At 69.0% G+C, this 13,087-nt stretch carries 12 protein-coding genes and 1 tRNA gene; 9 read left to right on the top strand and 4 right to left on the bottom strand.

The genetic code is table 11. The features are described from left to right. Nucleotides 1-22: 22 nt before the first annotated feature. Nucleotides 23-1,522 carry a S1C family serine protease gene (locus SK224_RS06970; protein ID WP_320434024.1) on the bottom strand — a complete coding sequence of 500 codons (1,500 nt, stop codon included), beginning with the start codon at nucleotides 1,520-1,522 and terminating at the stop codon, nucleotides 23-25. Nucleotides 1,523-1,620: 98 nt separating this feature from the next. Here SK224_RS06970 and SK224_RS06965 point away from each other — a divergent pair, with 98 nt between their 5' ends. Then, nucleotides 1,621-2,820: an aminotransferase class I/II-fold pyridoxal phosphate-dependent enzyme gene (locus SK224_RS06965; protein WP_320434023.1), complete on the top strand. Its 1,200-nt coding sequence runs from the start codon at nucleotides 1,621-1,623 to the stop codon at nucleotides 2,818-2,820. A gap of 1 nt (nucleotide 2,821) precedes the next feature. Here SK224_RS06965 and SK224_RS06960 read toward each other — a convergent pair whose 3' ends face one another. Further along, the gene (locus SK224_RS06960) at nucleotides 2,822-3,625 is read right to left on the bottom strand and encodes a carbon-nitrogen hydrolase family protein (RefSeq protein WP_320434022.1); all 804 of its coding nucleotides are present in this window, start codon (nucleotides 3,623-3,625) and stop codon (nucleotides 2,822-2,824) included. Nucleotides 3,626-3,711: 86 nt separating this feature from the next. Between SK224_RS06960 and SK224_RS06955 the strand changes: the two genes are divergently transcribed. Continuing rightward, nucleotides 3,712-3,785, top strand: a tRNA-Met gene (locus SK224_RS06955). Between the two features lie 78 nt (nucleotides 3,786-3,863). On the opposite strand, the gene SK224_RS06950 is transcribed toward SK224_RS06955, so the two are convergent. Next, a complete protein-coding gene (locus SK224_RS06950; RefSeq protein ID WP_320434021.1) occupies nucleotides 3,864-4,253 on the bottom strand; it encodes a MarR family winged helix-turn-helix transcriptional regulator in 390 nt (129 codons plus the stop codon). Nucleotides 4,254-4,422: 169 nt separating this feature from the next. Between SK224_RS06950 and idi the strand changes: the two genes are divergently transcribed. The 7 genes from idi to SK224_RS06915 are packed head-to-tail and all read left to right on the top strand — an operon-like array spanning nucleotide 4,423 to nucleotide 9,960. Next, nucleotides 4,423-4,977 (top strand): isopentenyl-diphosphate Delta-isomerase, encoded by a 555-nt coding sequence (gene idi / locus SK224_RS06945; protein ID WP_320434729.1) that lies wholly within the window; start codon nucleotides 4,423-4,425, stop codon nucleotides 4,975-4,977. Continuing rightward, nucleotides 4,974-6,032 carry a polyprenyl synthetase family protein gene (locus tag SK224_RS06940; protein ID WP_320434020.1) on the top strand — a complete coding sequence of 353 codons (1,059 nt, stop codon included), beginning with the start codon at nucleotides 4,974-4,976 and terminating at the stop codon, nucleotides 6,030-6,032. Before idi ends, SK224_RS06940 begins: the two co-directional genes overlap by 4 nt. Further along, nucleotides 6,029-6,901: a phytoene/squalene synthase family protein gene (locus tag SK224_RS06935; protein WP_320434019.1), complete on the top strand. Its 873-nt coding sequence runs from the start codon at nucleotides 6,029-6,031 to the stop codon at nucleotides 6,899-6,901. The genes SK224_RS06940 and SK224_RS06935 overlap by 4 nt, the downstream gene beginning before the upstream one ends. Then, a complete protein-coding gene (gene crtI, locus SK224_RS06930) occupies nucleotides 6,898-8,451 on the top strand; it encodes a phytoene desaturase family protein (protein ID WP_320434018.1) in 1,554 nt (517 codons plus the stop codon). The genes SK224_RS06935 and crtI overlap by 4 nt, the downstream gene beginning before the upstream one ends. Then, a complete protein-coding gene (locus tag SK224_RS06925; protein ID WP_320434017.1) occupies nucleotides 8,451-8,777 on the top strand; it encodes a lycopene cyclase domain-containing protein in 327 nt (108 codons plus the stop codon). The genes crtI and SK224_RS06925 overlap by 1 nt, the downstream gene beginning before the upstream one ends. Continuing rightward, complete coding sequence (locus tag SK224_RS06920) at nucleotides 8,774-9,079, top strand: lycopene cyclase domain-containing protein (RefSeq protein ID WP_320434016.1); 306 nt, start codon at nucleotides 8,774-8,776, stop codon at nucleotides 9,077-9,079. The genes SK224_RS06925 and SK224_RS06920 overlap by 4 nt, the downstream gene beginning before the upstream one ends. Next, nucleotides 9,076-9,960: a prenyltransferase gene (locus SK224_RS06915; protein WP_320434015.1), complete on the top strand. Its 885-nt coding sequence runs from the start codon at nucleotides 9,076-9,078 to the stop codon at nucleotides 9,958-9,960. The genes SK224_RS06920 and SK224_RS06915 overlap by 4 nt, the downstream gene beginning before the upstream one ends. A 181-nt stretch (nucleotides 9,961-10,141) precedes the next feature. Here the strand turns inward: SK224_RS06915 and SK224_RS06910 are convergent, their stop codons facing one another. Further along, nucleotides 10,142-13,042 (bottom strand): UPF0182 family protein, encoded by a 2,901-nt coding sequence (locus SK224_RS06910; protein WP_320434014.1) that lies wholly within the window; start codon nucleotides 13,040-13,042, stop codon nucleotides 10,142-10,144. Nucleotides 13,043-13,087: the final 45 nt, after the last annotated feature.

The following is a 13,087-nucleotide window of genomic DNA, read 5'->3' as shown; positions in this document are numbered from 1 at the left end:
CCGAACCGTCGGAGCGGTGTGGCTACTGCAGCGTGCCCAGCGTGAGCTTCGCCGTCTCGGTCTTGCCGTCGCGGACGTAGCTCAACGTCGCGTCGGAGCCGCCCGCCGCCGCACGCACCTGCGCGGTGAGGTCGATCGCGTTGGTGACGGGAACGCCGTTGAACTCGGTGACGATGTCGCCGGAGCGCAGTCCCGCAGCGGCGGCCGCGCCACCCGAGGACACGTCCTGGATGTAGGCGCCCTGGATCGTGGCGTTCTTCTGCGAGGCCGCATCCGCGACCGTCGCACCGAGCAGACCGTGCGTGGCGCTGCCGTCCTTGATGATCTCGTCCGCCACGCGCTGGGCAATGTTGGCGGGGATCGAAAAACCGACACCGATGTTGCCGGACTGACCGCCCGACGAGCTGCCGCCGGAGGACGCGATGGCAACGTTGATGCCGATCAGCTTGCCGTCGGAGTCCACCAGCGCACCGCCCGAGTTGCCGGGGTTGATCGCTGCATCCGTCTGGATCACCGCGATCTTGATCGTGGCGTTCGCGGACTGCTGCTGTTGCTGCTGCTGGCCCTGGCCGAAGTCGAACTGGAATGGGCTCTCCTGCTGGCCCTGACCGCCGTCATCCTTGGTGGAGGAGTCATCGGGCGCCGCCGAGGAGGCGATCTCGATGGAACGGTTCAGGGCGCTGACGATGCCCGTGGTGACCGTGTTATCCAGGCCCAGGGGGGCGCCGAGCGCGATCGCCTGGTCTCCGACGTTGAGCTTGCTCGAGTCGGCGAAGTCGATCGGAGTCAGTCCGGACGCGTCCGTCAGCTTGATGACGGCGAGGTCGTACGTCGGGTCGGTGCCGACGAGCGTGGCCTTGTAGACCTTGCCGTCGGAGGTCGTGACCGACAGCGTGGGGTCAGCGGTCGCACCGTCGAGCGTCACGACGTGCGTGTTGGTGAGCACGTACCCGTCCGCGGAGAGGACGACACCGCTGCCGGTGCCGCCGCCGTTGCTCGCGGTGGCCGAGATCGTGACGACGCTGGGCAGGACCTTGGCGGCCACGGCCGTGACGTTGTTGACCTTCTGGGTGTCGTTGACGGTCACGACGGTGGGGCTGCTGGCCGCCGTCGTCTGGGTCTGACCCCACATGCTGATGCCGGCGTAGGTTCCGCCGACCCCCGCGGCGCCGCCGACGAGGGCCGCGGCGACGAGCAGACCCACCGTGCGACCAGCGGCCGACTTCTTGCGCACCGGGGCGGACGGTGCCGGGCCGCCGAGCGGCAGCGTCGGCGCAGTCTGAGCGCCGGGGCCGAACGCCTGGCCCGTCGCGGCTGCGGGGCCGCCGTAGCCGGCGGGCGCCTTCGGGTACGAGGCGGGATAGGGCGGGCGCGGCGGCATCGCGGGCCCAACAGGGGCGGCCGCGGCCGGCGGGGTCGTCGGCACATCGGACGCGGGGGCCGGCTGCGGCGATGCGGCGGGCGCGACGGGTTCGGACACAGAGTCTTCGGATTCGGGGCGGGAGCCCTGGTTGTCACTCATGGTTGCTCCTTCTGACAGGCGATCTTCACTGTGACCGTCGTCTCTGTGGTTTTCCTATGCCAGCCGTGGGACAGCCCTATGGGACTAACGTGTGCTGAATGCGAAACCAGAACGCGCCCTGGCAACGGGTGGCCGCGGGCGCCGGACTCCTCGGCTCGGACGGCACCCCCGCCCCTACGATCTTCGCAGAGATGAGCGCGCTGGCGGCCGAGACTGGCGCCATCAACCTGGGCCAGGGCTTCCCCGACGAGGACGGCCCCGCCGAACTGCTCGACATCGCCCGCGAGGCGATCGCGACGGGCGTCAACCAGTACTCGCCCGGTCGCGGCACAGCGGATCTCCGCCGCGCGATCGCCGAACACCAGGCGCGGTTCTACGGGTTACGGGTCGACCCCGATCGCGAGGTGCTCGTCACCGCCGGGGCGACCGAAGCTCTCGCGGCTACCCTCCTCGCGCTCGTGGGACCCGGCGACGAGGTCGTCGTGTTCGAACCCCACTACGACGCGTACGCGGCGGATGTGGCGCTGACCGGCGCCACACTCGTGACCGTGCCTCTGCGCTGGCCCGACTTCCAGCCCGACCTCGACCGGCTCGTCGCCGCCGTCACGGACCGCACCCGCGTCATCCTGCTCAACGATCCGCACAATCCCACCGGCGTCGTGTTCGCCGACGATGTGCGCGCCGAGATCGTGCGGCTCGCGCATCGCCACGACGTGATCATCGTGACCGACGAGGTGTACGAGCACCTGGTCTTCGACGGCCGCCACCACGTACCGATCGCGACGCTGCCGGGCGCTGCCGAGCGCACGATCTCGATCTCGTCCGCGGGCAAGACGTTCTCGGTGACGGGCTGGAAGATCGGATGGGCGACGGGGCCCGCATCCCTCATCGACGCGGTACTCACGGTCAAACAGTTCCTCACCTACGTCAACGGCGCGCCGTTCCAGCCGGCCGTCGCCGCGGGACTGCGCATGGACGACGCCTTCTTCGCCGGCGTCGGCGCCGCGCTGCAGCGCAAGCGCGACACCCTGCGCGAGGGGCTCAGCGCGGCGGGCTTCGCGCCGTTCCGCGCCGGGGGTTCCTACTTCACGGTGGCGGATGCGGCACCGCTCGGCGTGAGCGACGCCCACGAGTTCTGCCGCCGACTCCCGCACGCGGCCGGGGTCGTCGCGATCCCGCTGACGGCGTTCGCCGCCAAGGAGCGGCGGCACGAGTACGCGAGCCTCGTCCGCTTCGCAGCCTGCAAGCGCCCGGAGGTCATCGCCGAGGCCATGCACCGGCTGACGGTGCTGGCCTGACTCAGCGAGGGACCACGCGGTAGCGCCGCAGCTGCAGCGCTGGATTGACGGTGCGGATGCGGGCCAGCTCGTCGAGGTCGATCGGTGCGACCGCCAGTCCGTCCCCTGCGGCGAGTCCGGCGAGCACGACGCCCTGCGGGTCGAGGATGACGGAGTGGCCGACGCCGACTGGCGCGGGGTGGTCTGCCGCCGCCACGAACGCTGTGCTCTCGATCGCCCGCGCCGCCAGCAGGGTCTGCCACTGCTGCTCCTTCAGCGGACCGCGCACCCACTCGGCCGGCACGAGGATGACGTGCGCGCCGGCATCGACGATGCGGCGCGCGGCCTCGGGGAAACGCAGGTCGTAGCAGGTCATGATGCCGAAGACGACGCCGTCGACGGTGAAGGTCTGCGGCTCGTCGACGTCTCCCGGCGCGACCCAATCCGACTCCTGCTGCCCGAAAGCGTCGTAGAGATGCTGCTTGCGGTAGCTCGCGACGACACCCGAGGCGTCGACCGCGACGACGGTGTTGTGCACACGGTCCGCATCCGCCGCCTCGACCAGACCGGCCACGAGGGTCAGGTCTTCCCGCTCGGCGATGTCGCGCAGGCCCCGGACGAACGGTCCGTCGATCCCGGGCTCCGCGTTCTGCCGCAGTGACGCGTCGAACGGGTCGACGAAGAAACTGCTGTATTCCGGAAGCACCAGCACGCGGGCGCCGCGAGAAGCGGCCTGCGCGGCGAAGAGACGGATCCGATCCAGGTTGGCGGAGCGGTCGGCGATCGGCGCGAATTGCGCGACGGCGAGGGAGAGAACGGCGGGCACTCCCCCATCCTCCCGGCCCGGAGGGACCTCGGCAACCGCCTCGATTCGCGCACTGCCCGAACGCGTGCTAGTGTTATCTCTTGTGCCGCGGGGTGGAGCAGTTCGGTAGCTCGCTGGGCTCATAACCCAGAGGTCGCAGGTTCAAATCCTGTCCCCGCAACAAAGAGAAGGCCCGGATCCTCCGATCCGGGCCTTCTGCCTTACCCAGAAAGCCCTGGTCGGGCAGGGTTTCGCCGCCTCAGTCGTCGGGGTCGATGCCGACCGACATCCGCTCGAGGAAGTCGGCGATCACAGCCAGCTCCGTCGGCGAGTAATCGAACGCGACATCGCGCATCGCGCCGATGCTGTCGCGGAAGTGATGCGTGAAGTCGGTGCGCGACTTGTCCGTCAACGAGATGAGCCTGGCACGACGATCGACCGGATGCGGCTTGCGCACGACATGGCCCGAATCGGCGAGGCGATCCACGAGCTTCGTCGTGGAAGCGGTGGAGATCCGCAGGTGACGGGCGATGTCGTGCGGACTGACGTCCTGCCCTCTCTGCTCGCGGATGATGAGCATGCGCAGGGCAGCAAGGTCGGTGGCGTTCATGTCCATGTCGCCCTTCATGCCGCTGTACATGCGGTCCATGGCGTCACTGAAGGCGCGCACGGCTGACAGGACACGCCATACTGCGCGATCCTTATCACGCGACTTATCGTCGGAGTCAGCGGGACTCGCCATGTGGACACCTCCTCAGGCCGTATGTATGCTCGATCGAACTCAGTTCGCTAGTAAAGCTAGCAAAATGGAAGGGCGCATGGACGGCATCGAACAGGTCATTCTTGTGGATGACGAGGGCAACCAGATCGGGACTGCGCCCAAGAGCAGTGTCCACGGTACAGACACCGCGCTGCATCTCGCCTTCTCCTGTCACGTTGTGGATGACGAAGGTCGCGTTCTCGTCACCCGCCGAGCTCTGCACAAGCGCACCTGGCCCGGAGTGTGGACCAACTCGTTCTGCGGACATCCTCGACCGGCTGAGCCCGTCCTGAACGCCGTGAAGCGCCACGCCGACTCCGAACTCGGGTTGCGCCTGACCGACATCGAACTGGCCCTCCCCCTCTTCCGGTACCGCGCCACCGACGCGAGCGGCATCGTGGAGAACGAGATCTGCCCGGTCTACATCGCACGCGCCGAGAACGTGCCGCAACCCAACCCTCTCGAGGTGCTCGAGACGCAATGGGTGCACCCGGCCGATCTCGTGACCGCACTGGATGCGGCGGAATGGGCTTTCAGCCCCTGGCTCGTGCTGCAGGCCCGTCAGCTCGATATGTTCGTCGCCCAGCGGCGGATTCGGGCGGAGGCCCGATGATCTCGTGGTTGAGCGCGGACAACCGCGCCGGGATCGATGCGGCGGTCGATGCGGCTCTCGCCCGCATCCGTCGCCGTGCGTCCGACGGCGCCGACGCCTACGCCGCGCTCACGGCCGCCGTGACGCGCGCAGCCACCGGCGGCAAGCGCTTCCGGCCGGCGAACGTTGTGGGCGCGTACCTCGCGTTCGACGGTGCAGACGAGGCGCTGCCGGCCGTCTACGAAGTCGCCGCGGCCTTCGAACTGCTGCACGCGGCCTTCGTCGTGCACGATGACGTGATCGACCACGACGTCCAGCGCCGCGGCGTCCTGAACATCTCCGGCGAGTTCCGCACCCGCGCCACCGCTGCCGGCGCGTCCGCCTCGGGCGCAGACGATCTCGGCGCCGCGGCGGCGATCCTCGGCGGCGACCTGCTGCTGTACGAAGCCACCCGCATCCTCGCGCTGATCGAGGTCCCCGCACCGACGCGGACGGCACTCGTGGAGCTCTTCGACGACGCCGTGTCGGTCTCCGCCGCCGGCGAGCTCGCCGACGTGGAGAACGCGCTCGGAATGCACGCGGCTGAGGCCGCCGCCGTTCTCACCACGGCACACGACAAGACCGCCGTCTACTCCTTCGATGCGCCGCTGCGTGCCGGTGCGCTGCTCGCCGGCGCGAGCGAACCCGAACTCGAGGCGCTGCGCCGCGCGGGCGGCGCGCTGGGACTCGCCTTCCAGCTCGTCGACGATCTGATCGGAGCCTTCGGCACCGCCGACCAGGCTGGTCGGGATGTGGGCAGCGACCTCCGTGAGGCCAAGCGCACCCCGCTCGTCGTCCTGGCGCAGCAGGGAGCGGGGCGCGACGCGGTCGCGGAGGCTCTCGCGGTCGCACACACGGGCCCCGTGGCCGTGCTCGCCGCACAGCGCGCGCTGGATGCGACCGGCGCCCGCGAGCGCCTCGCGGTCCTCATCGACGAGACGCTCCGCTCCGCCCGAACCGACGCCGCCACACTCTCACCGGCGGCCCACGGGCTCGTCGACGAGCTCGCGACCCGCATCGCGGAGAGGATGCCGTGAGCGCGCGCGACCAGCCGAGCGGACTCTCCCTCTACGACCGGACAGCTGTGGCCGCCGCCGCATCCGTCATCCGTGCGTACTCCACCTCGTTCGCCCTCGCGACCGGACTTCTCAGCCCGCGCACCCGCCCCCACATCCGCAACGTCTACGCGCTCGTCCGGGTCGCCGACGAGATCGTGGACGGGCCGGCCGGAGAAGCCGGTCTGGACCGCGATCGGCAGGAAGAGATCCTCGACGCGTTCGAGAGGGAGACCCGCGCGGCCGTCGAGCGGGGCTTCAGCGCGAACCTCATCGTGCACGCTTTCGCCCTGACCGCCCGGGAGTGCGGGATCGGCGAAGACCTGACGGCCCCGTTCTTCGCGTCGATGCGTACGGACCTCGGCGTGCGCGAGCACGACGACGTCTCGCACGACAGCTACGTCTACGGATCGGCGGAGGTCGTCGGACTGATGTGCCTCGCGGTCTTCGAGAACGCGGGGCGCCGTTCCCCCGCAGCTCCCCCGGCCGACCTCGTCTCCGGCGCGCGCGCTCTCGGGCGCGCCTTCCAGGACGTCAACTTCCTTCGCGACCTGGAGCACGACGCGGGCGCCCTCGGACGCGACTACCTCGCCGTCGACGGCGTCGAGCGCACGAGGGACGACGTGCTCGACCGGATCGACGCCGACCTCGCCACGGCAGCCGCCACCATCCCCCTCCTGCCGCCGGATTGCCGCAGGGCCGTCACCGCCGCCCACGACCTCTTCGCCGCACTCTCCGTGCGACTGCGCGGGGCGAGCGCCGAGGGCCGTGTCCGCGTGCCCACCTCGCAGAAAGCCGTTCTCGCCGCCCGCGCCTGGCTCGGCGCCGCACCCCTGAAGGAGCGCTCATGAGTCGTACCGTCGTCATCGGAGGCGGCATCGCAGGGCTCGCCACGGCCGCACTGCTCGCGACCGATGGGCATGACGTCACCCTGCTGGAGGGGCGCGACGAGGTGGGCGGCCGGGCGGGCTCCTGGGAGCGCGACGGCTTCCGTTTCGACACCGGCCCCAGCTGGTACCTGATGCCGGAAGTGTTCGACCACTTCTTCCGGCTGCTCGGCACGACGACCGCGGAGCAGCTCGATCTCGTCGATCTCGTCCCCGCCTACCGCGTCTACGCCGAGTCGCACCTGGACGAGGCGCCCGTCGACGTCGTGTCGGGTCGCGAGGAGGCGACCGCACTGTTCGAGTCGATCGAACCGGGGGCAGGTGCGCGCTTGGACGCCTATCTGGACTCGGCCGGCGAGGCGTACGACCTCGCTGTCGACCGCTTCCTCTACGACACGTACGAGTCGCTCCGGAACCTGACCGACCCGGCGATCCTGCGCCGACTGGGCCACCTGACGCGGCTGCTCACGCAACCGCTGCAGTCCAGGATCGACAAGCGCTTCACCGATACCCGGCTCCGCCAGATCCTCGGCTACGCCGGTGTCTTTCTCGGCGGCTCGCCCTATCAGCTGCCGAGCCTCTACCACCTCATGAGCCACCTGGATCTCGACGATCGCGTGCGCTACCCGCAGGGCGGCTTCACCGCGTTGATCGATGCCATCGCGCGCCTCGCCACGGAACGCGGTGTCGTGATCGAGACCGGCGCGAGCGTCGAGCGCATCCTCGTCGCCGACGGCGTCGCGCGCGGCGTCGTGACCGCCGACGGCCGCCGCTTCGACGCCGACGTCGTGGTCTCCAGCGCCGATCTGCACCACACCGAGACCCGCCTGGTCCCGGAGCGCTACCGCACCTACCCGGAGTCCTGGTGGCAGTCGAAGACGCCCAGCTACGGCGCCCTGCTCGTGCTGCTCGGCGTGAAGGGCGAGCTTCCCGAACTCACTCACCACACGCTTCTGTTCACCGAGGACTGGCGCACGAACTTCGCCGCCATCTTCGGCGACACGACCCGCATCCCGGATCCGGCTTCGCTGTACGTCTGCCGGCCCAGCGCGACCGACCCCTCCGTCGCACCGGAGGGCCACGAGAACCTCTTCGTCCTGGTGCCCATCCCGGCAGATCCGGGTCTCGGCCACGGCGGCGTCGACGGGGCCGGCGACGTCGTGATCGAGCGCGCAGCGGATGCGGCCATCGATCAGATCGCCGCCTGGTGCGGCGTGCCCGACCTGCGTGATCGGATCGTCGTGCGCCGCACGATCGCCCCCGGCGATTTCGAGACCGACCTGCACGCCTGGCGCGGCAATGCCCTCGGCCTCGCGCACCCGCTCACGCAGAGCGCGTTGTTCCGCCCCCGCAACGCCTCGGCCAAGGTGGACGGACTCTACTACGTCGGCGCCTCCGTGCTGCCGGGCATCGGGCTTCCGATGTGTCTGATCTCGGCCGAACTCGTGGTGAAGCGGATGCGCGGCGACCGCTCCGCGGGCCCGCTTCCCGAGCCGGTGCCCGAGGCGGTGTGATGCCGGGTCTCTACCTGCTGGCGCTGCTCATCAGCATCGCCGGGGTGGGCGCCCTCGACGCTCGGTTCCGGCTGGCACTGTGGGCGCGTCCGCGTCGCACCGTGGCGGCCGTGGCCATCGGCACGGCCTTCTTCCTCGTCTGGGACGCGGTCGGCATCGTGACCGGCGTCTTCGTCAAGGGCGGCAGCCCGCTTCTCGTCGGCATCGATCTCGCGCCGCACCTCCCGCTCGAGGAGCCGGTCTTCCTCGCGTTCCTGTGCTACCTCGCACTCGTCGTGCACGCCGCGTCTCTGCGTGTCACCGAGCGTCGGCAGGATGCGGCATGACCTACCCGCTGATCGTTCTGCCCTTCGTCGTCGTGACCGCCGTCGTGACAGCGGTCAGTGCCCGCCGGCCCGGCTTCGCCCGAAGGATGCGGGCCAGCGTCGTCGCCGGCGTCGTACTGTTCGCGTTGACCGCGGTCTTCGATAACGTGATGATCGGCCTCGATCTGTTCACCTACCCCGCGGAGCATCTCAGCGGCATCCGGATCGGACTCGCCCCGATCGAGGACTTCTCCTACCCGCTGTGCGCAGCGTTCGGCGTTCCCGCCGTGCTCTCGCTGCTCCCGACTCGGAAGACCGAATGACAGACCTCCGCTCCGCCGGCGTGCTTCGTACGCTGTTCGTCTCCTCGCGGCCCGTGAGCTGGATCAACACGGCGTTCCCCTTCGCCGCGGCCGTGGTGATGACCACGCGCACGGTGGATCTGACACTCATCGTCGGCACGCTGTTCTTCCTCGTCCCGTACAACCTCGCGATGTACGGCGTGAACGACGTCTTCGACTACGAGTCGGATCTGCGCAACCCGCGCAAGGGAGGTGCGCACGGCGCCGTTCTCGATCGCCGGATGCACCGGATCACGCTGTGGGCGGCAGGGCTGTCGTGCCTGCCGTTCGTCATCTACCTCGTCGCCGTCGGCTCCCCTGCGTCCTGGGTGGTGCTCGCGATCAGCCTCTTCTTCGTCGTGTTCTACTCGGCGCCGCCCCTGCGTCTCAAAGAGGTGCCTTTCGCCGACTCGATGACGAGCAGCATCCACTTCTTCTCGCCCGCGGTGTACGGGCTCGTCCTCGCGGGCGCGACCTTCACTCCGGGACTCATCGCCGTGCTCGTCGCCTTCGCACTGTGGGGTGTCGCCTCCCACGCGTTCGGTGCCGTGCAGGACGTCACCGCGGATCGCGAGGCCGGCATCTCTTCCATCGCGACCGTGCGCGGCGCACGATGGACCGTGTGGTTCGCACTCGGCTGCTACCTCGCGGCGGGCCTCGTGATGCTCGCGTCGGCGTGGCCCGGACCGCTCGGCGGCCTGCTGGTCATCCCCTACCTGCTCGCTCTCTGGCCCTACCGCTCGATCACCGACGAGACGTGCGAGCGCGCCACGGTCGGGTGGGGGCGGTTCCTGTGGCTCAATCAGCTGGGTGGATTCGGCACGACCCTGCTGCTGATCTGGTACGCCTTGCTCACCGCCTGACGCGCGCCCCGCATCCCCCTCAGGAGCCCACCCCTCCCCGCACCGCGAGACTGCATCTCGAGCACGAGATCACGGGAAAATACCGTGATCTCGTCGCGAAGATGCAGTCTCGCAATGCGGTGAAGATGAGCGCGCCGGCCCCGCGGAATGCGGGACCGGCGCGAGGTGGAGCGGATGCGGCTCAGCCGCCGAGCTGGATCAGCTTGTCGACCGCGGCGGTGAGCCGGCTGTCCGCCTCGCCGTACTTGGTCCAGTCGCCGGCCTTCAGCGCGGCATCGCGGTCGAGCAGCGCCTGTCGGGCATCCTGCAGGGCGGCCTGGTAGTCCGGGCTCCCGGTTCCGCCGCTTGAGGAGCCGTCACTGCCGCCGGTCTGCTCGGGCGAGGGCGTCGTCCCCGGGTCGGGTGCGACGTCCTGATCACCCGCGTTGGCACCGGAGTCGCCGCCGAACAGCGCGTTGAGCGCCTCGTCCAGGGTGTCCTCGAACGCGACCTCGGTACCGAAGGCGACGAGCACCTTCTGCAACTGCGGCAGCTGCGTACCGCTGGAGGCCTGCACGAACACCGGCTGCACGTACAGCAGTCCGCCGCCGACGGGCAGCGTCAGCAGGTTGCCGTTCTTGACGTTCGACTGACCCTGCTTCAGGATATTGATCTGCGCCGAGATCCCGGGATCCGAGTTGAAGGTGTTCTGCACCTGGCCGGGACCGGGGATGGTGGCTCCCGCCGTGATCTCCAGAAGCCTCAGCTTTCCGTAGTCGGGGCTCTTCACGCCCGCTTGGCTGCCCGCATCCGAGTCCACGGAGAGGTAGCCCATCAGGACGTTGCGCGACTCCGTGCCCGTCGACTGCGGGATGAAGCTCGTGAACATCGAGTAACTCGGCTCGTTCTGACCCGGCATCTTCATGCTCAGGTAGTACGGAGGCTGGTTGACGTCGGGGTTCTGCGGGTCGGCCGGCGTGGACCACGCGTTGTCGCGCTCGTAGAGCGACTGGGCCGTGTCGACGTGGTACTCGCCGAGCATGGCGCGCTGCACCTTGAACAGATCGGTCGGGTATCGCACGTGACTCATGAGGTCGGCCGACATGTCCGAGACCGGCTTGATCGTCGTCGGGAAGACGTTCTGCCACGCCTTCAGCAGCGGATCGGAGTCGTCCCACGCGTAGAGGGTGACCTTGCCGTCGTAGGCGTCGACGGTCGCCTTCACCGAGTTGCGGATGTAGTTGACGTTGTCGAGCGCGACGCGCGGAGTCGGGTTGTTCGCGTCCTCGATGGCCTGCGACATGCTCGTCGCCGTCGAATACGGGTACTGGTCGCTCGTCGTGTAGCCGTCGACGATCCACACCACGCGACCGTCCACGACGCTCGGGTACGGGTCGGAGTCGAGCGTCAGGTACGGCGCCGCCTTCTGCACGCGAACCGCGGGGTCGCGGTCGTAGAGGATCTGCGACTTGTCGTTGATCGAGTCGGAGAAGACGATCTGCTCCGACTGGAACTTCAGTGCGTAGATCAGGCGATTGAACATGTTGCCGATGGACGGCCCACCGTCGCCGTCGAAGGTCGTGCGGGTGTCGTTGCCGCCGTCGCTCGCCGACGGGTAGTCCAGTTCGATCGGCGTCGTGCCCTCGGGAGCGCCCACGATGGAGTACGCCGGGGAATTCTCGCCGAAGTAGATCCGCGGCTCGTACTTCTCGTCGGTCAAGAACCCGGATGCGGGGATACTGCCCTCGATGAAGACGGGGTCGCCGTCGGTCGTGCGCTCGTTGCCCTTGGCGACCACGAGACCGTAGCCGTGCGTGTAGACGAGGGTCGAGTTCTGCCAGGACGCCGCATCGCCGAGGCCCGCGGTGTTCACCTCGCGGACCGAGACCACGGTGTCCTGCGTCTGCCCGTCGATCTTGTACCGGTCCACATCCAGCGGGTCCTCGAAGCGGTAGTACGGACGGTACTGCTGCAGCTGGCGCACGGTCGGCTGGATGATCGCCGGGTCCATGATGCGGATGGACGCGGTCGTGTCGGCGTCCGAGCGCAACTGACCGGGCTCGGCGTCGGTCTTCGCGTCGTATGAGGTCGTGTCGAGACCCTCGATGTTGAACGCCGTCTTCGTGGCCTCGAGGTTCCGCTCGAAGTACGGCATCTCCAGCGTGCGCTGGTTGGGCCGCACCTGGACCGTGTTGAGGATCCACGGGTACGCCACCCCCACGACGAGCGAGGTGACCACCAGCAGGGCGGTCGCGATGAGCGGGTAGCGCCAGCGTCCGATGACGGCCGTGACGAAGAAGAGCACGGCGACGAAAGCGGCGACGATCGAGAGGATCGTGAGGCCGGGGATCGTCGCGTTGACCGTCGTGTAGCTCGCACCCGTGATCCGGTCGCCCGCCTGCGTCAACGTGCCGAAGCGGTCGAGGAACAGGCTCGCACCCTGCAGCAACAGGTACAGACCCGCGATGATCGCGAGCTGGATGCGTGCGGGCTTCGAGATGCGCAGCTCACGCTGGCCGATGCGCACCGAACCGTAGAGGTAGGACACGAGCGCGGTGACCAGCAGCGCCACCAGCACGACGGCGGAGGCGAAGCCGACGGCGCCCTGGTAGAACGGCAGCGCGAACAGGTAGAAGCCGGTGTCCAAGCCGAACTGCGGGTCGGCGGTGTCAGTGTGCACGCCTCCCAGCCACAGCGCCGCGGTCTCCCACTGCGCAGAGGTCGCGAAGCCTGCGAAGAAGCCGAAGAAGACCGGGATCCCCCACATGGCGAGCCGGCGCAGCGGCTCGACGACCTCCTGGTAGCGGTCGAGCTGGGAGCTCAGACGCACATAGACCGGGCGCAGCCGGTAGGCGAGCTGGATCGTGATCCAGATCGGGATAGCCATTCCGAGGAAGCCGACGACGAACATCGCGGCGCGCCAGAGCCACTGCGTGGTCAGAACCGTCGAGTAACCGAGCTGGTCGTACCAGAGCCAGTCGGCGTACAGGCTCGCGAAGAGGAAGAACGCCACCGCAAGCGCCGCGATGACGGCAAGCGAGATCGCGATCACCCGCCGCGATCTGTTGACAGGGACGGGCGTCGGCGCTGCGGTCGAAGTCACCCCTTCATCCTACGAGGGGCACACCCGGGCGGTCGCCGTGAGCAC

It is taken from the genome of Microbacterium sp. BG28 (genome assembly GCF_034044005.1).
Taxonomy (GTDB): Bacteria; Actinomycetota; Actinomycetes; order Actinomycetales; family Microbacteriaceae; genus Microbacterium.
The sequence above is the reverse complement of the archived record's forward strand: the minus strand, read 5'-3'. Positions and strand labels throughout refer to the sequence as shown.

What these genes read in the sequence shown, in the direction of transcription:
- SK224_RS06970 (WP_320434024.1), bottom strand. Translation starts at nt 1,522, where the DNA reads ATGAGTGACAACCAGGGCTCCCGCCCCGAATCCGAAGACTCTGTGTCC.
- SK224_RS06965 (WP_320434023.1), top strand. Translation starts at nt 1,621, where the DNA reads ATGCGAAACCAGAACGCGCCCTGGCAACGGGTGGCCGCGGGCGCCGGA.
- SK224_RS06950 (WP_320434021.1), bottom strand. Translation starts at nt 4,253, where the DNA reads ATGGACCGCATGTACAGCGGCATGAAGGGCGACATGGACATGAACGCC.
- idi (WP_320434729.1), top strand. Translation starts at nt 4,423, where the DNA reads ATGGACGGCATCGAACAGGTCATTCTTGTGGATGACGAGGGCAACCAG.
- SK224_RS06940 (WP_320434020.1), top strand. Translation starts at nt 4,974, where the DNA reads ATGATCTCGTGGTTGAGCGCGGACAACCGCGCCGGGATCGATGCGGCG.
- crtI (WP_320434018.1), top strand. Translation starts at nt 6,898, where the DNA reads ATGAGTCGTACCGTCGTCATCGGAGGCGGCATCGCAGGGCTCGCCACG.
- SK224_RS06925 (WP_320434017.1), top strand. Translation starts at nt 8,451, where the DNA reads ATGCCGGGTCTCTACCTGCTGGCGCTGCTCATCAGCATCGCCGGGGTG.
- SK224_RS06920 (WP_320434016.1), top strand. Translation starts at nt 8,774, where the DNA reads ATGACCTACCCGCTGATCGTTCTGCCCTTCGTCGTCGTGACCGCCGTC.
- SK224_RS06915 (WP_320434015.1), top strand. Translation starts at nt 9,076, where the DNA reads ATGACAGACCTCCGCTCCGCCGGCGTGCTTCGTACGCTGTTCGTCTCC.